The sequence below is a fragment of the Pseudomonas sp. SIMBA_041 genome, from assembly GCF_046535095.1.
Taxonomy (GTDB): Bacteria; Pseudomonadota; Gammaproteobacteria; order Pseudomonadales; family Pseudomonadaceae; genus Aquipseudomonas; species Aquipseudomonas mucoides.
In genome coordinates this window covers 181,840-204,229 of the sequence record NZ_JAWRXJ010000012.1, presented here as the reverse complement: position 1 = coordinate 204,229, position 22,390 = coordinate 181,840, and the positions used below count along the sequence as shown (strand labels likewise).

At 59.2% G+C, this 22,390-nt stretch carries 14 protein-coding genes; 12 read left to right on the top strand and 2 right to left on the bottom strand.

Going from position 1 to position 22,390, the window contains the following annotated elements; genetic code table 11:
* Nucleotides 1–284: 284 nt before the first annotated feature.
* From SB725_RS26160 to SB725_RS26110, 11 genes are all read left to right on the top strand, one after another.
* On the top strand, nt 285–1,364 hold the full coding sequence (locus SB725_RS26160) for a 3-deoxy-7-phosphoheptulonate synthase (RefSeq protein WP_410922795.1): 1,080 nt from the start codon (nt 285–287) through the stop codon (nt 1,362–1,364).
* 306 nt (nt 1,365–1,670) lie between these two features.
* Entirely contained in the window at nt 1,671–2,552 is an 882-nt protein-coding gene (locus SB725_RS26155; protein ID WP_410922794.1) for a lipase family alpha/beta hydrolase, read from the top strand.
* A gap of 82 nt (nt 2,553–2,634) precedes the next feature.
* Nucleotides 2,635–2,916 (top strand): peptidylprolyl isomerase, encoded by a 282-nt coding sequence (locus SB725_RS26150; RefSeq protein ID WP_027923796.1) that lies wholly within the window; start codon nt 2,635–2,637, stop codon nt 2,914–2,916.
* Between the two features lie 136 nt (nt 2,917–3,052).
* Nucleotides 3,053–4,921 carry an extracellular solute-binding protein gene (locus SB725_RS26145; protein WP_410922793.1) on the top strand — a complete coding sequence of 623 codons (1,869 nt, stop codon included), beginning with the start codon at nt 3,053–3,055 and terminating at the stop codon, nt 4,919–4,921.
* Complete coding sequence (locus tag SB725_RS26140) at nt 4,921–5,982, top strand: microcin C ABC transporter permease YejB (protein ID WP_059182860.1); 1,062 nt, start codon at nt 4,921–4,923, stop codon at nt 5,980–5,982. Before SB725_RS26145 ends, SB725_RS26140 begins: the two co-directional genes overlap by 1 nt.
* The gene (locus SB725_RS26135; protein WP_027923793.1) at nt 5,982–7,004 is read left to right on the top strand and encodes an ABC transporter permease; all 1,023 of its coding nucleotides are present in this window, start codon (nt 5,982–5,984) and stop codon (nt 7,002–7,004) included. Before SB725_RS26140 ends, SB725_RS26135 begins: the two co-directional genes overlap by 1 nt.
* A gap of 14 nt (nt 7,005–7,018) precedes the next feature.
* Nucleotides 7,019–8,593 carry an ABC transporter ATP-binding protein gene (locus SB725_RS26130; RefSeq protein ID WP_027923792.1) on the top strand — a complete coding sequence of 525 codons (1,575 nt, stop codon included), beginning with the start codon at nt 7,019–7,021 and terminating at the stop codon, nt 8,591–8,593.
* A 68-nt stretch (nt 8,594–8,661) separates the two neighbouring features.
* Nucleotides 8,662–10,077, top strand: a complete 1,416-nt coding sequence (locus tag SB725_RS26125) for a sigma-54 interaction domain-containing protein (protein ID WP_027923791.1) — start codon at nt 8,662–8,664, stop codon at nt 10,075–10,077.
* 287 nt (nt 10,078–10,364) lie between these two features.
* A complete protein-coding gene (locus SB725_RS26120) occupies nt 10,365–11,756 on the top strand; it encodes a GntP family permease (protein ID WP_194940163.1) in 1,392 nt (463 codons plus the stop codon).
* A 7-nt stretch (nt 11,757–11,763) separates the two neighbouring features.
* Entirely contained in the window at nt 11,764–12,537 is a 774-nt protein-coding gene (gene hbdH / locus SB725_RS26115; RefSeq protein WP_027923789.1) for a 3-hydroxybutyrate dehydrogenase, read from the top strand.
* A 120-nt stretch (nt 12,538–12,657) separates the two neighbouring features.
* Complete coding sequence (locus SB725_RS26110) at nt 12,658–14,613, top strand: acetoacetate--CoA ligase (protein WP_410922792.1); 1,956 nt, start codon at nt 12,658–12,660, stop codon at nt 14,611–14,613.
* 6 nt (nt 14,614–14,619) lie between these two features.
* Here the strand turns inward: SB725_RS26110 and SB725_RS26105 are convergent, their stop codons facing one another.
* On the bottom strand, nt 14,620–18,471 hold the full coding sequence (locus SB725_RS26105; protein ID WP_410922791.1) for a hypothetical protein: 3,852 nt from the start codon (nt 18,469–18,471) through the stop codon (nt 14,620–14,622).
* A 124-nt stretch (nt 18,472–18,595) separates the two neighbouring features.
* A complete protein-coding gene (locus tag SB725_RS26100) occupies nt 18,596–19,705 on the bottom strand; it encodes a PilT/PilU family type 4a pilus ATPase (protein ID WP_410922789.1) in 1,110 nt (369 codons plus the stop codon).
* 121 nt (nt 19,706–19,826) lie between these two features.
* Here SB725_RS26100 and SB725_RS26095 point away from each other — a divergent pair, with 121 nt between their 5' ends.
* Nucleotides 19,827–22,364: a PAS domain-containing sensor histidine kinase gene (locus tag SB725_RS26095; protein ID WP_194940167.1), complete on the top strand. Its 2,538-nt coding sequence runs from the start codon at nt 19,827–19,829 to the stop codon at nt 22,362–22,364.
* Nucleotides 22,365–22,390 lie beyond the last annotated feature (26 nt).

The following is a 22,390-nucleotide window of genomic DNA, read 5'->3' as shown; positions in this document are numbered from 1 at the left end:
CCGGTCGGCCTCCCGACCGGGGGTTTTGTTTTTTCAGCCCCGAACACTTTTGCGACACACCAGACACTTTGAGGATTCACGACATGAACTACGCCACTTATTACCGTTACGACAGTTTTACCGCCTGGCGATTTACCAGCCTCCGCTCGGGACAGCCTGCCGCCTCCGATCGGTCACCCACAGGTGGCAAGCACACACACGCAGCCAATCCGGCCAATTGTCGAACACCCCAGTAGGGCCGAGCGCGCGGGAACGAACCCGCCGCCAGCCCAGGAAGCCATGCCATGAACTCGTCCGTCTCTGCTTTGCCGCTGTCCACGTTGAATCCTGCCAATGAAGCGCTGACCCTGCGTCTGCCCAGCTCATTGCAACTCAAGCAGCAACTGCCCCTCAGCAACGCCCTGACCCGTCAAGTCGCCGCTCACCGCGACGCGGTCCGTGCAATCCTCAACGGTGAAGACGCCCGTTTGCTGGTGATCGTCGGACCTTGCTCGATTCACGACCCGCAATCCGCCCTCGAATACGCCGCCAACCTTGCCCGACTGGCCACCGACGTCAGCGATGAAATGCTGCTGGTCATGCGCGCCTACGTCGAAAAACCGCGCACCACGGTCGGCTGGAAAGGCCTGGCCTACGATCCGCACCTGGACGGCAGTGATGACATGGCTGGCGGCTTGACGTTGTCGCGCGAGCTGATGCGCGAAATGCTCCGCCTCGGCTTGCCGATTGCCACCGAACTGCTGCAACCCATGGCCGCCGGCTACTTTGACGACCTGCTGAGCTGGGTGGCGATTGGTGCCCGAACCACCGAATCACAGATCCACCGGGAAATGGCCAGCGGCCTGAGCATGCCGGTCGGGTTCAAGAACGGCACCGATGGCGGCGTGACCGTGGCCAGCGACGCCATGCGCTCGGCCGCTCATCCGCATCGACATTTCGGCGTAGACAGCCAGGGACATCCGGCAATCATCCAGACACCGGGCAATCCCGACACGCACCTGGTGTTGCGCGGCGGGCATCAGGGGCCGAACTACGACCGCGACAGCGTCGGCCAGGTGAACCGCGATTTGACCCGACTCAAGATCCCTGCGCGGATCATGGTCGACTGCAGCCATGCCAACAGCGGCAAAGACCCGGCGCGGCAGCCAGCGGTGTTCAATGACGTACTGGAACAGCGCCTGCAAGGTGACCGTTCGCTGATCGGCATGATGATCGAGAGCCATCTGTTCGAAGGTTGCCAGCCCTTGAGTCCAACGTTGCGCTACGGCGTCTCGGTGACCGATGGCTGTCTTGGCTGGAACGGGACGGAGGAGTTGTTGCGCAACGCCGCTGACCGGCTTCGAGCGCAGCACGGGCATCAATAAACGGCTAGCGCAATTTCTGTAGCAGTTGGCGCAGCCTGCTGCTACAGGTTGCGTTGTGGTTGAAACACGACATCACTGACAGGTAAAGCCGTTTCCTGAGTAGGCCATCGCAGGCAAACGCGCTGTTACAGATCAAAAGATGTCGAAACAATCGGAACAAGACCTCAACCACTTTCGAACTTTCCTACACTTTCTATACCTTTTTCATCAGCTTACAGCGGATTCCTCATACACCGCCCAAGCGCTGGGGTGCTTTAGAGTGAGCCCATCTGCACTCCTCTGAACGATCGCGAAAAAGGAATCAACATGCTACGGAACGCAACCACCCAGTACCCTATCCTGCTGATCCACGGGCTCTTCGGCTTCGACCGTATCGGCACGACCGAATTCTTCCAGGACGTCAAGCAGTCCTTGCGAAGTGCGGGGGCCAGGGTGTTCATCCCACACCTGTCGGCTACCCACAGCAACGAAGTACGTGGCGACCAGCTATTGGCACAGATCGTACGGGTGCTGGAAGGAACCGGCGCCAGCAAGGTCAACCTGATCGGTCATAGCCAAGGAGCATTGGCGGCACGCTATGCGGCGGCGATAGCACCCCATGCGGTGGCGTCGGTGACATCAGTCAGTGGCCCGAACCACGGCTCGGAACTGGCCGACTTCTTGCGCAAGGCGCTGACGCCCGGCCGTCTTCCAGAACATGTCGCGGCGACGGTGGCGACGCTGTTCGCTGATTTTGTGTCGTTACTCAGCGGCAACCTGCACTTGCCACAAAACGCAGTCGCGGCTCTCAATGCGCTGACCACCGAAGGCGTAGGGGCTTTCAACGACAAATACCCCCAAGGGTTACCGAAGACCTGGGGCGGCAAGGGCCGAGATGTGGTGAACGGCGTGCGTTATTACTTCTGGAGCGGCACGTTACAGGGAACCCTTCTCGACGAGGGCTTGAAAGCGCTCGATCCACTGCACGGTTTCCTCCGTGCCTTCTCCCACTACTTCACCACGGAAGCGGAGCAGAATGACGGTTTGGTCGGCCGCTACAGCTCCCACCTGGGAAAAGTCATCCGCTCCGACTATCCGCTGGATCACCTGAGCAGCCTCGGTCATACCGGCGGCTTGCATCGCAAAGCCATCGATCCCGCGGCGTTGTATGTCCAGCATGCCGAGCGCCTGAGAAACGCGGGCCTATAATCTGTCCGCAACTTTGACGAGAAATAGGCCACTGAATCCGGTAGGCTCCGCACTTTACTGAATATTGAAAGGAGAATTTCCCATGGCTAAAGCCACTGCCCGTCACATCCTGGTTGCCTCGGAAGCCAAGTGCAACGAACTCAAGGCCCAGATCGAAGGCGGCGCTGATTTCGCCGAAATCGCCAAAGCCAACTCCACCTGCCCGTCCAGCCGTCAAGGCGGCGACCTGGGGTCGTTCGGTCCTGGCCAGATGGTCAAGGAATTCGACACCGTGGTGTTCAGCGCTCCAATCAACGTTGTACAAGGCCCAGTGAAAACCCAGTTCGGTTATCACTTGCTGGAAGTGACCAGTCGTCAGGACTGATCGATCCGCCAGGCTTTACCCATAACGGCCCGCCTTTTGGTGGGCCGTTGTGTTTCGGATACGTTTTTAGACTGGCGAGGGACGCGCCGCTAGCGTACAAATTGTGCTTTTCGATCCTCCGGCTCTAAGGCTGACAATGCGACTGGCTTTCCCCACTTTATTGTTCACTGCCGTGGTGCTGCTGTTGGGCGCCGCCGGTGTGAATGCCGCACCGCAACATGCGTTGACCGTGTACGGCGAACCCGCGAAATATCCCGCCGGCTTCAGTCACTTTGCCTACACCAACCCGCAGGCCCCCAAGGGTGGCACGATGCGTCGCTCGGCGATTGAAATTGGCCACTTCGACCATATCCTGCCGTACATCGACAAGGGCATTGGCGTCACGCAAATCGACGGATTGCTTTACTCGCCGCTGGCCCAGCGTTCGCTGGATGAGCCCTACACCGTGTACGGCCTCGTCGCACAAAAAATGGAGCGCCCGGACGACGGTCTGTTCCTGAGGTTCTACCTCAACCCCAAGGCACGCTTTGCCGACGGCACGCCAATCACGGCCGAAGACGTGCGCTACTCATACAACCTGCTAATGACTCAGGGCAGCCTGCGCTATCGCACCCAGTTCGCGGACGTCAAAGGCGTGGAAGTTGAATCACCTCTGACCGTTCGGTTCGACTTCAAGAGCAACGAAAACCGCACCCTGCCCCTCGACATCGCAACGCTGCCGGTATTTCCCGAGCATTGGTGGAAGACCCGCGACTTCGCCAACGGCGGCGGGTACGAGGCGCCTTTGGGCAGCGGTCCTTACAAGGTGGGCAAAGTCGACTCCGGTCGCAGCATCACCTTCGAGCGCGACGCCAACTGGTGGGGCAAGGATCTGCCGGTCAGCCGCGGCCTCTACAACTTCGATCATTTCAGCATCGAGTACTTCGGCGACACCGACGTTGCCCGCCAGGTGCTACGTGGTGGCGCTTATGACTACAACCGCGAATTCTCCGCCACCGGCTATTCCATCGGTTACGAGAGCCCGGCCCTGAGCGACGGCCGCCTGCAAAAGGCGCATTTGGCCCAAGACGCACCGCAACCGGCCCAAGGATTTGTCTTCAACTTACAGAACCCGATGTTCCAGGATCGCCGGGTGCGCCAGGCCCTGGCCATGCTCTGGGATTTCGAATGGAGCAACCGGCAGATGATGCGTGACATGTACATCCGCCAGCAAAGCTACTTTTCCAATACCGACCTGGCGGCGCGGCACCTGCCCGATGCGGCGGAACTAGCCATTCTTGAACCGTTGCGCGGACAGATCCCCGACGAGGTGTTCACCCAGGTCTTTGAAGCACCGAAAACCGATGGTAGCGGTGTGATCCGCGACAAGCAGTTGCAAGCACTGGACCTGCTCGAACAGGCCGGCTGGAAACCCGATGGCGATCAACTGGTCAACGCCGAGGGCGAGCCGCTGAGCTTTACTTTCCTGGTCAGCCAGAACGGCATGGACCGACTGCTGCTGCCTTATAAGCGCACCCTGAAACAGATCGGCATCGACCTGAACATCCGCCGCATCGATTCGTCCCAGTATGTGAATCGCCTGATGAGCCGCGACTACGACATGATCGTGACCGGCTACCCGGTCACCACCTCCCCCGGGGGCGAGCTGTTCAATTACTTCGGCTCGATCTCGGCCAACGACCCCGGCGCCAATAACTACATGGTGCTGAAGAATCCGGCGGTCGACACCCTGATCACCGGCGTGGTCCGCGCCACCACGCAGCCCGAGATGCTGCGCTACGCCCACGCGCTCGACCGGGTGCTGCAATGGAACTACTACTGGATTCCCAACTATTACCCACCGGGCACCTCGACGGTCTGGTGGAACCGCTTCGGTCGGCCCAACGAGCAGGCCAGCAATGACGAAGCCATTGAGAGTTGGTGGGAAATAAGCACCACCCCGCTGACCAACCAGCAAATGACCGCCGAGCAAATCAGCCGTGGCAGACCCGGAGGACCACACTGATGTGGGCTTACATACTGCGGCGCTTGCTGCTGATTATCCCGACGCTGGTGATCATTCTGTTGGTCAACTTCGTCATCGTTCAGGCGGCACCCGGTGGTCCGGTGGAACAGGCCATCGCGCACTTGCAAGGCATCGGCGGTGCGACTGTCGGTGGCGGTTCCGGCGAAACCATGCACGGCACCTCGCGCGCCAGCCGAGGCCTGGACCCGCAACTGATCAAGGACATCGAAAAACAATACGGCTTCGACAAACCCGCCCATGAACGCCTGTGGCTGATGCTCACCAGTTACGCCCGGCTCGACTTCGGCAAGAGCTTCTTCCGTGGCGCCACGGTCACCGACCTGATCCTCGAAAAAATGCCGGTGACCATTTCCCTCGGGCTGTGGGCGACGTTGATCACCTACCTGGTGTCGATCCCCCTGGGTATCCGCAAAGCCGTGCACCACGGCAGCCATTTCGATATCTGGAGCAGCACTGCGATCATCATCGGCTACGCCATGCCGGCGTTCTTGTTCGCGATGTTCCTGATCGTGGTCTTTGCGGGCGGCACCTCGTTGAACTGGTTCCCGGTGCGCGGGCTGGTCTCGGACAACTTTGATTCGCTGTCCACCGTGGGCAAAATCGCTGACTACTTCTGGCACCTGGTGCTCCCGGTGACGTCGCTGGTGATTGGCGGTTTCGCCACCCTGACCATCCTCACCAAAAACTCGTTCCTCAATGAAATCACCCGCCAATACGTGATCACCGCCCGTGCCAAAGGCATGAGCGAACGCCGGGTGCTGTATGGGCACGTGTTCCGCAATGCGATGCTGTTGGTGGTATCGGGGATTCCGCAGGCGTTCATCAGCGTATTTTTCGCCGGCTCCTTGCTGATCGAAGTGATTTTCTCCCTCGATGGCCTCGGCCGCATGAGCTATGAAGCCGCCGTCTCGCGCGACTATCCGGTGGTGTTCGGTTCGCTGTTTATCTTCACGCTGTTCGGCCTGCTGATAAAACTCGTCGGCGACCTCTGCTACACCCTGGTCGACCCGCGCATCGACTTCGCCGCGAGGAATGCCTGATGTTCAAGCTCTCGCCGTTGGGCCGCCGCCGCTTTGAACGTTTCAAGAAAAATCGCCGGGGCTGGTGGTCGCTGTGGTTGTTCATCGGCCTGTTTGCGCTGACCCTGGGTGGCGAGTTGATCGCCAACGACAAACCGCTGGTGGTCAGCTATCAGGGCCAATGGTATTTCCCGGTGTTCAAGCGTCACACCGAGCAGGCGTTCGGCGGGCAACTGCCGTTCCAGGCGGATTACCGCAGCGACTATGTACAGAAGCTGATCAAAAAGGACGGCGGCTGGATGCTGTTCCCGCCCATCCCGTTCAGTGACGACACGCCCAACTATGACCTCAACAAACCTGCACCCAGCCCGCCCTCCAGTGTGAACTGGCTGGGCACCGACGATCAGTCTCGGGATGTATTAGCCCGAGTGATATTTGGTGCGCGGGTATCGATCCTGTTTGCGTTGATGCTGACTTTTGTCAGCGCCCTGATCGGCATTGCCGCCGGCGCTCTTCAAGGCTATTACGGCGGCTGGGTCGACCTGATCGGCCAGCGCTTGCTGGAGGTCTGGTCCGGGCTGCCGGTGCTGTACCTGCTGATCATTCTGTCCGGATTCGTCGAACCGAATTTCTGGTGGTTGCTGGGGATGATGGCGCTGTTTACCTGGCTGGCGCTGGTCGATGTGGTGCGCGCCGAGTTCCTGCGCGGGCGCAACCTGGAATACGTCAAAGCAGCCCGGGCGCTGGGCCTGTCGGATCGCAAAGTGATCGTGCGGCACATCCTGCCCAACGCGATGAACGCGACCCTGAGTTACCTGCCGTTCATTCTGACCGGGGCGATTACCACCCTGACGGCACTCGACTTCCTGGGTTTCGGCATGCCGGCCGGCAGCGCATCGCTCGGCGAACTGATCGGTCAGGGCAAGCAGAACCTGCAAGCGCCATGGCTCGGGCTGACGGCATTTTTCACCCTGGCGCTGATCCTTTCTTTACTGGTGTTTATCGGCGAGGCATTACGTGATGCTTTCGATCCGAGATCCTGACACGGACGGTTGATATGAGTACCCCCCTGATCGAAATCCGTGACCTCAGCGTCGCCTTCAGCGGCGAAACCGTGGTACGCAACCTGTGCCTGGACATCCGCCCCGGCGAATGCCTGGCGCTGGTCGGCGAGTCGGGCTCCGGCAAATCGGTGACGGCGCATTCGATCCTGCAGTTGCTGCCCGAAACCGGCACCGAATCCACTGGCAGCATCCGTTATCGAGGCAAACAACTGCTCGGCGCCCCGGCCAATGTGTTGCGTGAATTGCGCGGCAACCGGATCGCGATGATTTTTCAGGAGCCGATGACCTCGCTCAATCCGCTGCACAGCATCGAAAAGCAGATCGGCGAAACCCTGCTGCTGCACAAAGGCCTGACCGGCAAATCGGCGCAAGCGCGAATTCTTGAGTTGTTACACCTGGTCGGCATTCAGAAGCCCAAGGAACGGCTCAAGGCTTATCCCCATCAACTCTCGGGCGGACAGCGTCAGCGGGTGATGATCGCAATGGCCCTGGCCTGCGAGCCTGAGTTGCTGATCGCTGATGAACCGACCACAGCGCTGGACGTCACGGTACAGCGCAAGATTCTGATCCTGCTCAAGTCCCTGCAACAACGACTCGGCATGTCGCTGCTGCTGATCAGCCATGACCTCAACCTGGTGCGCAGCATTGCCCAGCGCGTGTGCGTGATGAAGGCCGGGGAAATCGTCGAGCAGGCCACTTGTGAAACGATCTTTACCGAACCGAAGCACCCTTATAGTCGCTTGCTGTTGAACGCCGAGCCGGAGGGCGAAGCCCTGCCCCGCGACGAGCGCGAGAACGTGCTGGAAGTGGACAATCTGCGCGTGCAGTTCGCCCTCAGTGGCGGGTTGTTTCAGCGCAAGACCTACCTCAATGCGGTGGACGGCATCAGCCTCAACATTCAGCGCGGCAAGACACTGGGCATCGTCGGCGAATCCGGCTCGGGCAAGTCAACGCTCGGCCAGGCGATCCTGCGCTTGCTCGACTCCCAAGGCAGCATTCGTTTTCAGGGCGCTGCGCTGGATGGCCTGACGCAAAAGCAGTTGCGGCCGTGGCGCAAGAAAATGCAGGTGGTGTTCCAGGACCCTTATGGCAGCCTCAGCCCGCGCATGTCGGTGGCACAGATCATCAGCGAGGGCCTTGAGGTACACAGCCAGTTGACCGATGAACAGTGCAAGGCCGAAGTGATTCGGGCGCTGGAGGAAGTCGGCCTCGACCCGCAAAGCCGTCATCGCTACCCGCACGAATTTTCCGGCGGCCAACGTCAACGTATCGCCATTGCCCGGGCGCTGGTGCTGAAACCGGCACTGATTCTGCTGGACGAGCCGACCTCGGCACTGGACCGTACCGTACAAAAGCAAGTGGTCGCCCTGCTCCGCCAGCTCCAGGAAAAACACGGTCTGACGTATTTGTTTATCAGCCATGACCTGGCGGTGGTGCGCGCCCTGGCCCACGACATGATCGTGATCAAGGACGGCAAGGTGGTGGAAAGCGGTGCCAGCCATGAGGTATTTGAATCACCGCAGCATCCGTACACCAAAGAGCTGTTGGCGGCGGCGCATCCGCGGTAGTCGCAAGACCGAGTCGCGGCCATCGCGAGCAGGCCCGCACTGGCACTAAACATTTTGGATAAGAGCCCATGAACACCACCGAAAGCCTCAAGGACTACCAGCGTGTGCGCCTGCTGGCGATCCGCTCGCTGTTCGAGATCATCGAGCAGTCCAGCGAAGGCACGGTGATTGTCGACCGCGATGCCAACATCGTCTGGATGAACGAGCGCTATGCCCGGCGTTTCGGCCTGGAGTCGGCGGAAGTGGCAATCGGCAAGGCCTGCGAAAGCGTGATCCCCGGCAGTCTGCTGCGCGAAGTGGTGCGCACCGGACGCCCGATTTTGCTCGACATGCAAGACACCCCCAAAGAACCGCTGGTAGTGATGCGCCTGCCCATTCATGACGATGCGGGCGTGGTGATCGGCGCGATTGGTTTTGCGCTGTTCGACGAATTGCGCAGCCTGTCGCCCATGCTCAAGCGCTACATGAGCATGCAGGAAGAACTGGCGTCGACCCGCTCGCTACTGCGGGCGCGGCAGACCAAGTACAACTTCGCCCATTTCATCGGCACCAGTGCGGCCAGCCTGGAAGTCAAACGTCGCGCCCGACGCAGTGCCAGCGCCGAGTCACCCGTGTTGTTGCTCGGTGAAACCGGCACCGGCAAGGAGCTGCTGGCCCAGGCGATCCACAGCGCCTCACCGCGCGCGCACAAAGCGTTTGTCAGCATCAACAGCGCGGCAATTCCCGAATCGTTGCTGGAAGCGGAATTCTTCGGCACCGCCCCAGGCGCGTTTACCGGCGCCGACCGCAAGGGCCGCGCCGGCAAGTTGCAGATCGCCCAGGGCGGCACCTTGTTCCTGGATGAAATCGGCGACATGCCGCTGCCACTGCAAAGCAAACTGCTGCGGGTTTTGCAGGAGAAGGAATTCGAGCCGGTCGGCTCCAATGAAGTGATCCACAGCGATGTGCGGGTGATCGCAGCCACTTCGACCGATCTCGAAGCCGCCATCAAACGTGGCGAGTTTCGGGCGGATTTGTATTACCGCCTGAACGTGCTGCCCATCCACGTGCCACCACTGCGGGATCGCCTCGACGACCTGCCGGCACTCAGCGAAGCGATTCTTGAGGAGTTGCGCAGTCAGCATGAACTGAACCGCGAGGCGCTGGAGCTGCTGGGGCAGCACGCGTGGCCGGGGAATATTCGTGAACTGCGTAACGTCCTGGAGCGGGCGGCGTTGCTCAGTGATGATCTGCTGCTGGATGCCGCACAGATTCGTGCAGCGATTGGCACCTTCACGCCAGTCGAGCGCTCGACACCGCAGATGATTGAGGCAGCTGAGCATGAGACGTTTAGCCAGGCTCGAGAGCGGTTTGACCGGCAGTTGATTGAGTCCGCCCTTGTGCAATGCGGGGGTAAGGTGATTGAAGCAGCGGCGCGGCTGGGGTTGGGGCGGTCGACGCTGTACAAGAAGATGGTGGCGTTGGGGATTGCAGAGTCTCAATAAAGAGACATACATCTCCATTATTAGACAGACCATCGCGAGCAAGCTCGCTCCCGTAGGGGGCCGAGTTCTCAGGGCCTACTCACTTAACCTGTGGGAGCGAACTTGCTCGCGATGAGCCCCCCTCACCCTTAAAAACATCTCAAAAAAGAGACAAATAATTCACCATCGCCTCGAATACTAATAAATATCTTTATATTTCAATAGCTTAACTCTCTGGCACGAATCTCGCTAAAGCCCTCTCCCACAAAAGACCTACCCTACAAAAATAACAATCCAGGAGACACACCATGAGTGTGATCATTGCCTTGGCAGCCCTCGCGCTGTTGATGCTCGCTGCTTACCGTGGCTACAGCGTTATCCTTTTCGCCCCGATTGCCGCCCTCGGCGCCGTCCTGCTCACCGACCCTTCCGCCGTCGCGCCCGCCTTCACCGGGGTGTTCATGGAAAAAATGGTCGGCTTCATCAAACTGTATTTCCCGGTGTTCCTGCTCGGTGCGGTGTTCGGCAAGCTGATTGAGTTGTCCGGCTTTTCGCGCTCCATCGTCGCCGCCGCCATTCGCCTGCTCGGCACACGCCAGGCGATGCTGGTGATCGTGCTGGTCTGCGCCCTGCTCACTTACGGCGGCGTGTCATTGTTTGTGGTGGTGTTCGCGGTCTATCCGTTTGCCGCTGAAATGTTCCGCCAGAGCGACATCCCCAAGCGTTTGATCCCGGCGACCATCGCCTTGGGCGCGTTCTCGTTCACCATGGACGCCCTGCCCGGCACCCCGCAGATCCAAAACATCATCCCCAGCACTTTCTTCAACACCACCGCCTGGGCGGCGCCGTGGCTGGGCTTGATCGGCACGATTTTCGTGTTCTGCGCCGGCATGCTGTTTCTCCAGCGTCAGCGCAACAAGGCCCAACGGGCCGGCGAAGGCTATGGCACCGAGTTGCGCAACGAGCCGGAAACCTCGGCCGATATCAAGCTGCCTAACCCGTGGATCGCCCTGTCGCCGCTGCTGGCCGTGGGCATTATGAACCTGCTGTTCACCCAATGGATCCCGCAGTGGTACGGCAAGACCCACAGCCTCGCGCTGCCAGGCATGGCCGCGCCGGTGACCACCGAAATCGCCAAACTGACGGCCATCTGGGCCGTTCAGGCGGCACTGCTGGTGGGCATCATCATGGTGCTGGTGTTTGGCTTCCAGGCGATTCGCAGCAAACTCGCTGAAGGCAGCAAAAGTGCGGTCAGTGGCGCGTTGCTCGCGGCAATGAACACCGCCTCGGAATACGGCTTCGGTGCGGTGATTGCTTCGCTGCCAGGCTTCCTCGTGCTGGCTGACTGGCTCAAGAGCATTCCCAACCCGCTGGTCAACGAAGCCATTACCGTGACCTTGCTCGCGGGCATCACCGGTTCTGCCTCGGGCGGCATGAGCATCGCGCTGGCGGCCATGGCCAATGACTTCATCGCGGCGGCCCACGCGGCCAACATTCCGCTGGAAGTGCTGCACCGCGTGGCTGCGATGGCGAGCGGTGGCATGGACACCCTGCCGCACAACGGCGCGGTGATTACCTTGCTGGCGGTCACCGGGCTGACGCACCGCGAAGCCTATAAAGACATTTTCTGTATTACGCTGATCAAGACCCTGGCGGTCTTCGTGGTCATCGGCACTTTCTACGCCACTGGCATTGTGTGAGGTATTCATGACGACTCTTACAGGCAAGACCGCACTGGTCACCGGTTCCACCAGCGGCATCGGCCTGGGCATTGCACTCAGCCTGGCCAAGGCCGGCGCCAACGTGGTGCTCAATGGTTTCGGCGATGCTTCCAAGGTGATTGCCGAGGTCCAGCAGTTCGGTGGCAAGGTCGGTCATCACCCCGCCGACGTCAGCGACCCGGCGCAGATCGCCGAGATGGTTGCCTATGCCGAGCGCGAATTCGGTGGCATCGATATTCTGGTCAACAATGCCGGCATCCAGCACGTGGCGTCGGTAGAAGAGTTTCCGGTGGAGCGTTGGGACTCGATTATCGCGATCAACCTGTCCTCGGTGTTTCACAGCACCCGCCTGTGCCTGCCGCGCATGCGTGCGAAGAATTGGGGGCGGATCATTAACATTGCCTCGGTGCATGGTCAGGTGGGTTCGGTGGGTAAAGCCGCGTACGTCGCCGCCAAACATGGGGTGATCGGCTTGACCAAAGTGGTGGGCCTGGAAACCGCGACGACGCACGTGACGTGCAATGCGATTTGCCCGGGCTGGGTCTTGACGCCGCTGGTGCAGAAGCAGATTGATGACCGTGCCGCGACCGGGATCGATCCGCAGCAGGCGCAGCATGATTTGCTGGCCGAGAAACAGCCGTCACTGGAGTTCGTCACCCCGCCGCAATTGGGTGAACTGGTGCTGTTTTTGTGCAGCGAGGCCGGCAGTCAGGTGCGTGGCGCGGCGTGGAATATTGATGGTGGGTGGTTGGCGCAGTAACCCCCTCAAACCGCGTTATCGTTCATCGCGGCCAAGCCACGCTCCCACATTAGATCGCGTTTACCGGTGGGAGCGTGGCTTGCCCGCGATTGGATCTCCAGATAGAACAAGAGGCAAACCATGTCCGACATTCTCTGGCAACCCAGTGCCGAGCGCATCGCCAAGACGCGCATGGAGGCCTTTCGGCGTTCCATCAGCCAGCGCCACCACGTCCACATTGATGACTACCCGGCCCTGCACCAATGGTCCATCGATCAGCGCGAAGACTTCTGGCAGGCCATCGTCGACTTCTTCGACATCCGCTTCCACGACCAACCCGACGCAGTGCTGGTCGAAGGCGCGCAAATGCCCAGCGCCCAGTGGTTTCCCGGCGCCACCCTGAACTTTGCCGAACACCTGCTGCGCCGTCGCGACGATGCCATTGCGGTGATTGCCATTGGCGAGAACGGCCAGCGCGAACACCTGACCTGGGCGGAACTGGCCGAGCATGTGGCCGGGTTCCAGCACAGTCTGATCGCTGCCGGCGTTGGCCTCGGCGACCGCGTCGCCGCGTGCATGCCCAACACCTGGCAAACCCTGGTGGCCATGCTCGGCACCACCAGCCTGGGGGCGATCTGGTCCTGCTCCTCGCCGGACTTCGGCACCCAAGGGGTGATCGACCGTTTCGGCCAAATCGAACCAAAGGTACTGATCACCTGCGCCGGTTACCGCTATGCCGGCAAGGACATCGACCAGACCGGCAAAATCAACGAAATCCTCTCGCGCCTGCCGTCCTTGCAGCAGTTGATCGTGGTGCCGTATGCACGGCCACAGGCGCACATCGTCGACTTCCACACCCATGCCAATGTGACGTTGTGGGAGGATTTCTACGACGTGGGCGGCGAGCCGGATTTTGTCCCCGTGCCTTTCGCGCATCCGTTGTACATCCTCTACTCCAGCGGCACCACCGGCGTGCCGAAATGCATCATCCACAGCACCGGCGGTGTGTTGCTGCAGCATGTCAAAGAACATGGGCTGCATTGCGATCTCGGCGCTGGCGACCGTTTGTTCTACTACACCACCTGCGGCTGGATGATGTGGAACTGGCTGGTCTCGGCCCTCGCCGTCGGCAGCGCCGTGGTGCTGTACGACGGTTCGCCCTTTTATCCCGGCCCCGAACGGTTGATCGACCTGATAGACGATGAACAGATCAGCGTCTTCGGCACCAGCCCCAAGTACCTGGCGACCCTGGAAAGCAATGGCGTGAAGCCGCGCGAAAGCCATGACTTGAGCAGTCTGAAAACCCTGCTCTGCACCGGCTCCGCACTGTCGCCCCAGAGTTACGACTATGTTTACCGCGACTTCAAGCCCGACGTATGCCTGGCGTCGATGTCCGGTGGTACGGACGTCGTTTCGTGTTTTGTGAACGGCAACCCGTTTCAACCGGTGCGCCGTGGCGAAATACAGGGCAAGAGCCTGAGCATGGCGGTTGAAGTCTGGAATGACGACGGCCAACCGGTGATCGGAGAGAAGGGTGAACTGGTGTGTACCCGGCATTTCCCGGCCATGCCCATCGGTTTCTGGAATGATCCGCAACAGGAAAAGCTGCACGCTTCGTATTTCAGCCAGTTCCCCGGTGTCTGGTCCCAGGGCGATTACGCCGAGCAACTGCCCCACGGCGCGATGATGATCCATGGCCGCTCGGATGCGGTACTCAACCCCGGCGGCGTGCGCATCGGCACGGCGGAGATCTACCGCCAGGTAGAGAAAATCCCGCAAGTGCTGGACAGCGTGGCCATTGGTCAGCAATGGCAGGATGACGTGCGGGTCGTGTTGTTTGTGCGATTGCGCGACGGTGTCGAACTGGATGAAGCCTTGCAGCAACAGATCCGCCAAGTGATTCGCGCTAACACCACGCCGCGACATGTGCCAGCGAAGATCGTCGCGGTGACCGATATTCCACGGACCATCAGCGGCAAGGTCGTTGAGCTGGCGGTGAGGAACGTGGTGCATGGGCAGAAGGTAAAGAACACCGATGCGCTGGCCAATCCCGAGGCGCTGGAGCAATTTCGGGATCGGCCGGAACTCGCTTTTTAAACGGTTCTACTGGACGCTCGTGCCAGGCCTGCCAGAGCCAGAGCCAAGCCGCTGCGCAGTCACGGAATGGTTCAACGTGATCCGCACCGGATCGACGATCGCGCTATCGGGATGTGCTTCAAGTGTGTTCCGCAGGAGGGACATGTTGCGGTCAAACCCGGCTTCGTCGGTGTGCAACTGGCTCAGCAGCGAAGTGACCACCGCCAGTGAGTCGGCGTTTTCAAAGGCTTTGGAACTGGCGTGACGAGCATTGCCTTCATCTGTCACCGCAAGCCGGCCGGAAGCCAGGTTCAGCAGCGACGCCACGTCCAGCGACTGTCCACCGCCGACGCTGCCAGCGTCGCGGGCATAGGCGACATCACCGATCTGCGCAGGCCCGTGAAACAGCTCATGGATCAAGTCGTCTGCGACGACGTCATGATTGAATCCCAGGCCAATGAAGTGCCGGTTAAGATTGGGCGTATAGATTTCAATGAACTTCGCGTCGGATTGCCCGGCGGCACCTTTCCACTGTTGGTAAGCGCTCGTGTCGAAAGCGGCAATGTGGTGGGTGTCCTTGAGTGGATCAAGGATGAAGTTACTGATGGAAACGCCCCCAAAGTCGGCCCTGACCGCTCTCAAATAGTTCAATAACTGATTGATTGCATCGTTCGAGTCGCTTCCCATCAGCAGTCTGGCAACCAGGTTGCGCTGCGACACAAAGTCACGATGGGTCAAGGCGTTGATCGCGTTTTCGATTTTCGTCCGGGCCCGCGGCAGACTTTGTTCGATGAACTGTCGGGTATAACTGACAGGCAATGTCTTGGTAGATCGCGGCAAACGGACAGGGGCCACATAGGCAAAGTTGTCGAGTTTTGGCCCCCAGGCTTTGCCCAGACGGTCGAGGGCATACCATTGAAAATTATTGCGGGTCGCCACCACCGTGAGCTCCTCACCGATGGCACCACGGGGTCGCCAGGTACCCTGTCCGGTGTTGACGTTGCTGGCTGCGCGGACCAAGTCATAGGAATTGTGGCTGCCATGGAGTCTGCCCAACTGGGACTTTGCCAGTCCGAGAAGCTCTTCAGCCTGCTTGCTGAACCGTAACGCGCCTTTGTGGATGAGTTTCCCGGCACCATAGAACACCGTTGGCACATCATCCACGGGGTTGAAGAGGGAAACGGACGTCGCAAACGCCAGTTTGGTCAGGCGGGCGCCTTTGGACGACAAGGAGACCGCCTTCGACGAAATGCTCAGCGCTTTGGCGCCCGCCCCCACAAATGCACTGCCCAACGCCATAGCATCCATGACGCAACCGTAGATCCCGTCAACGACCTTATTGTGTTCTCCAGAAGACAAATCCTCGATGCACTTCTTGAACGGAACCACCAAATTCACGATGTAATCTGCAGTCTCTTCGCCATTTTTGCGTTCTGTTTCAAGTGCTGTCGGTACCGTGGCCATTAACTCGATTTCGTCAAATGTGCGCAACGGATGATTGTTCACAACGAACTCGGCAATTCGCCGTAGCTGCGGATTACCGAAATTACGGTAGTGACTCTGCTGCCGCGCCGACACAGACGCTGGTGCGGGAAGCTCACCCAGTTTTTCAATAATCCCCATGGCGCTGCTGGCGTCATTCTCAGCAAAATCGCCGGCAGTGTATTCAACAACCGAGAGAGGCAACAATTCGGGAGTCGCAGGTCGCAGGGGCGCATTCAGCTCCCCGTTAAAATCCATTCGGGCGGCAGTCCGCAATTTACCCGTTGAGGTTATCAGCGTCGCCAGCGTGGTGTTTTTCCGTAATTCACCGCGCAAGGCAAACAACTCATAACAGGCAACCGCATTGCCGTGGGCAGCGAACATGACAATGCCAAAACGTCCCTTCACAGCATCGTTACTTTGCTGTGTTTCGTAAGTCGTCGAAACGGGCACCGGCGATATTGAGAAGTAAGACTCGGTGCTGGTCGCTGGAAGACGAACGGTAAAAAAGGTGATCTTACCTTTTAGAAAAATCTCCAGATCATGGGCAAGCATGTGTGAAAGGGCCAACTTCACATTGGTCGCCAGCGCTTTATTCAGATCGCCGAGATAATTCCGTAACAGGCGATGGTATTCGACATTGTTGGGCGGCAGGCTCTGCAACCTTGGAAAGCGGCTATAAAGGCTGGTGACGGAGGGGTCGTAGTGAGTTGGTCTTTGTTGATTGGTCACACCGGCCAACAAATCAGGGGTTCTGGAAAAAACATCGTCGGGAAAGACCGCGCGGAAATCCCACTGGCCACCCGCAAGGTCCGCCGACATGTGCAAGCCGACCATCGACATGGGGTTGGGGGATGCATAGAGGCCGGGGTGTTGATAAAGCACTTTATCGTCCAGGAAATCACACTCCGGCACTGCTCCTTTCAACGCTTCGCGCGCAATGGTTTCGCGGTTGGGCATTGGGATGGAATAGACGCTGGCCAGATGGGTGAAGTTCTCCGCGAATTCCTGGAACGCCGTGATTGCCCGCTCGGTGGTTTCCTTTGCCGCTTGAGTGAGCTCGCTTTCGCTGATAACGCCATTCAATAGCGCCCAGTCAACGATCGGATCGATCATCGCCAATTCCCGCAGTCGGGACAGCGGTTCGCTGACAGGTTCCAGTTCGACATACGCCATGATCTGCGCATACGTCAGCACACGCGACGCCCCCTTCCTCACCGCTTCCGCCAGAGCAACGCCATGGCAAAAGGTGACCCAGGCAACCGAGCCCATCGTCATCGCTGCTGGCACGCCCGTGACCAGAAATTCCGGCGCCATCTCCGCCAGCAGCAGATGACACGCCAGCGGCGCCGCGGCAGGATCAACCCAGCCTTTGGTATAGAGTAAGGCTTGCAGCTCCTCGCGCACCACGGCCGGCGACCGCTCAACGTTGCTCGGCGCATATAAAGCGAAACCGGCGATACGCTTGCGGTCTTGGGTGCTACCGAGAGACGGATAAAGATCCAGCAACAGGCTGGTTACCAGCAGTTGCTCAAGACCTTGTGAAGAGACCTCTTGCCCGGATTGCGCGCCGAACCAGGCCGACTCCTCCAGGAGTTTCCTGGCACAAGCTTGGGCCACCGGATGCTTGATCAACTGACCGATCCGTTGCGCGGCATTATCGTGCGTCGCAATGACGCGCCCCGTTTCGCGGAACAACTTATCCAGCAGTTTGGTGTTTTTGGCGACACGCTGGGTGACCTGCCGAATGGCGTCGCGCTGCTCAACCGACAAGACGGCTAACGACGGATCATCCGTAACAAGCTGCCCCCAATAGTTACCCAGCTCATCAACCTCAGGATCGAACTCGAAAAGCGCGATCAGGTTTTTTGTTTCGCTGGCATTTCTTGGAACCATCAGGCCATGAAACTTCAGCCATTGGTCCACATCGACGAAATCTTCGCTATAAATGTAACCACCGGCTTGTTTGGCAATATCACCTATCACCAGAAGCTTCTGATAATAGTGGGACTCCTGGACGATATTCACGTCGACGACGTCCCACACTAACCGGTCTTTTCTGAAAATCTCAAGCCCGCCGGTTTCGTTGATACGGGTTGCGGCCATGTTCTCGGGGCCGTGGCGACGGAGTTCATCCATCACGACCGTGTAGTTGGCCAGGTTATTCCATGCCACTCGACCCGGCATATGGACTTCATACAACGAAGAGCCTTTCGCCAGCTCAAACTCGTAGCCTTGCCAATGGTAGGGCCCGTCGTCCTCTTGATCCTCGAAGACACTTTGCAATAAGCGCACGACCACCTGTCGCTCAGCCGCATCGACCTTTAACCAAAGGTGTTGAACTTCAGAAACCGCCCCGGACAACGGATAGTCTTTATACTTAAACTTATAAAACATAACAACCTTATGAAATTAGTTAACTGATTCATTCAACGACGGTTAATCCTGACTCATCGAATAATAACTAAACAGTAAAAAGTCATAAGACAATATTTCACAACCACTCACTTTACCAATTTAATCAATCCACCAACCCCCAGCCATCACTGCGCATATTAACGTTCGAAACCCCTGCGCCATAAAGCTTAAGGCGCAACTTAAGATTACAAAGCGAGTCCGCATGTTTTAGCGCCTCTTCCTCGCTGATTGCGCCTTCCACCACCAGCGCATACAGTGCGCCATCGAACGTTTGCATACCGAACTCTGCAGACTTGTCCATAATGTTTTTAAGTTCATCGAGTTCATTGCGTCTAATCAAGTCAGCAATCGTCGGTGTACCCAACATCACTTCCACTGCCGCCCTGCGCTGACCGTCGCGGGTACGCACCAGTCGTTGTGAAACAAACGCCTTGAGATTGTTGCCCAGGTCATGCAGCAACTGCGTCCGCCGCTCTTCGGGAAAGAAATTAATGATACGGTCCAGCGCCTGATGGGCGTTGTGTGCGTGCAACGTGGAAATCACCAGATGACCGGTGTCGGCGAACGCCAGCGCGTGCTCCATGGTTTCGCGGTCACGAATTTCGCCGATCAGCACCACGTCCGGTGCCTGGCGCAGGGTGTTTTTTAATGCCGCATGAAAACTTCGGGTATCGACGCCCACTTCGCGCTGATTGATGATCGACTGCTTGTGCCGATGGATATATTCGATCGGGTCTTCAATGGTGACGATATGACCGCTGCTGTGGCGATTGCGGTAGTCGATCAGCGCCGCCAGCGATGTCGACTTGCCCGAGTCTGTGGCGCCGACGAACAGTATCAGGCCTTGCTTGAGCATCACGGTGTCCAGCAGCACGGGGGGTAATTTGAGATCTTCGAAGCGCGGGATGTCGAGTTTGATGTTACGGATCACAATGGACACGTCGTTGCGTTGCTTGAACAGATTGACCCGAAAGCGCCCGATTCCCGACAACGAAATGGCCAGGTTCATTTCCAGCTCACGGTCGAACTCCAGACGCTGTTCGGCGTCCATGATGGACGCGGCCATTGCCGCGACTTCACCGGGTTTGAACGGCTGATCGCACAACGGTTCAAGGACGCCGTTCAACCGAGCGCTGGGCGGTGCCGCCGTGGAGAGATAAAGATCGGAGCCATTACCGCTGGCCAGAAGTTTCAACAGTGCATCGATTTCCATGGCAAAAAACACCCGCGAAGCATTCAATGAAAAAATAATGACCCGACATGGGTCATCCAGCCTCTACCGCCCTACGAGGATAGTAGACGCCGCCACACCGACTTGAGCGCAGGACCACTTGATGAACGCATCACCCACCGGCAGCGATGCCCAGGCCTTGATTGCCCGACTGGACTGGACACAGACCCCCTTGGGCCCTGCTGGCACCTGGCCGCAGAGCCTGCGCACCGCCGTCGACATCGTGATTCACTCACCGATGCCGATGCTGTTGCTATGGGGACCACAGCTGACACAGATCTACAACGACGGTTTCGCCCTGCTCGCTGGCAGCAAACATCCACACGCTTTTGGACAGCCGACGCACCAGATCTGGCCAGAACTTCAGGACTTTACCGACCCGATTTACAGCGCCGTCCTACAAGGCCAGGTGCGCACCTACAGCGAACAGCGCTTTACCCTGCAACGTGACGGTGGCGATTCCGACTTCTGGCTGGATTTGACCTACAGCCCGATCCGCGATGAAAGCGCCGAGGTGGCGGGCATTCTGGTCACCGCCATCGAAACCAACGAACGTCGCCGCATCGCCCTTGAACTGGAACAACGCTCGGCCGCCAGCCTCAAGGCCCAGCGCGAAACCGAGCAGCGCCTGCAACTGGCCTTGGCCGCGACCGACTCGGTGGGCACCTGGGATTGGGACATCGGCGAAGACCGTTTCCTCGCCGACGCTCATTTTGCCCAACTGCACGGCATCGATCCGGCGTTGGCCGGGGAATTGCCGATCAGCGCGTACCTCCAGGGCGTGCATCCGGAAGACCGGGCGATGATTGCGCGCAGCATCAAGCACTGCATCACCCATGGCACCGAGTACGCCGAGGAATATCGCCTGCTGCAACCCGATGGGCAGTTGAGCTGGGTGTTTGCCCGGGGGCGCTGCTACAAGGATCATCACGGCCGGCCGATGCGCTTTCTCGGTGCCGCGCTGGACCTGACCGAGCGCAAACGCACCGAACAGGCCCTGCGCCAGAGCCAGACCGAGCTGCAATTGATCATCAACGCGATGCCGATCCTGATCAGCTACGTCGACAGCGAAGAGCGTTTCCGCCTGAACAATTCCGCGTACCTGGACTGGTACGGCCTGACGCCGCAAGAGCTCTACGGCAAAACCATTCGCGAAGTACTGGGTGACGAGGCCTATGCCTTACGTGCCGAACACATTGCTGAAGCACTTACGGGCAAACCTTGCTGCTTCAGCATCAGCACGCCACACCGCGACGGCAGCCTGCGGCATGCGCTGATGAACTACCTGCCGCGCCACGGTGCGGATGGCGCGGTGAATGGCTTCTACATTTTTGTGATCGACGAAACCGAGCGCAAACAGACCGAAGAAGCCTTGCGCAATCTCAATGAAACCCTGGAGGAGCGCGTCGCCGCTCGCACCCAGCAGTTGGCCGAAGCCAACCAGCGCCTGCAAAACGAGATGGTCGAGCGCGAGCGTGCCGAGGACGCCTTGCGCCATGCTCAAAAAATGGAAGCAGTCGGCCAACTCACCGGCGGCATCGCCCATGACTTCAACAACATGCTTACCGGGATTATTGGCAGTCTTGACTTGATGCAGCGCTACATCGCCGATGGGCGCACTCACGAGATCAGCCGTTTTACCGAAGCCGCGGTGTCCTCGGCCAACCGCGCCGCCGCGTTGACCCATCGCCTGCTGGCGTTTTCCCGTCGCCAGTCACTGGATCGCAAACCGCTGAATGCCAATGAATTGGTGCGCTCGCTGGAAGACTTGCTCAGCCGGACCACGGGCGACCACATCGAGCTCAATCTGAAACTGGCCGATGAAGTCTGGCCGATCAGCACCGACGTCAGCCAACTGGAAAACGCCCTGCTCAACCTGGTGATCAACGCCCGCGATGCGATGCCCGATGGCGGCCAACTGCTGATCGAAACGAGCAATGTCTACCTCGACGGCACTGACATCACCACACTGGAACCGGTCAAGGCCGGGGATTACGTGATGATCGCCGTCAGTGACAACGGCACCGGCATGACACCCTCGGTACTGGCCAAGGCATTTGACCCGTTCTTCACCACCAAACCCATCGGCCAGGGCACAGGGCTGGGGTTGTCGATGATCTACGGCTTCGCCCAGCAATCAGGCGGACATGTCAGCCTGTTCAGCCTGCCCGGCAAGGGCACCAGCGTGCGCTTGTACCTGCCGCGCTTGCATGCCATGGAACCGGAAAACGTGCTGGTGCCGGTCACGGGCGAGGCGCCCGCGGCGATTGCCGGTGAAACCGTGGTGCTGGTGGAAGACGACCCGGCGGTGCGCATGCTGGTGCTCGACTTGCTCAATGAGCTGGGTTACCACGCTCACGAAGCCGAAGACGCCAAGACCGCCCTGCCCTTGCTGGAATCGGATTTGCGTGTTGATCTGCTGGTGACCGATGTCGGACTGCCGGGCATGAACGGTCGGCAACTGGCGGAGATCGCCCGCCAGCATCGCCCGGACCTCAAAGTGCTGTTCATGACCGGTTACGCGGAAACCGCCGCCGAACGTCAGGGCTTTCTGGAGGAAGGTATGGACATGGTGGCCAAGCCCTTTTCCATCGACTTGCTGGCCAACAAGATTCGCACGATGATCGGCCAACCCGAGTGAGTTGAGGCATAATCGCCCGCCCCGCT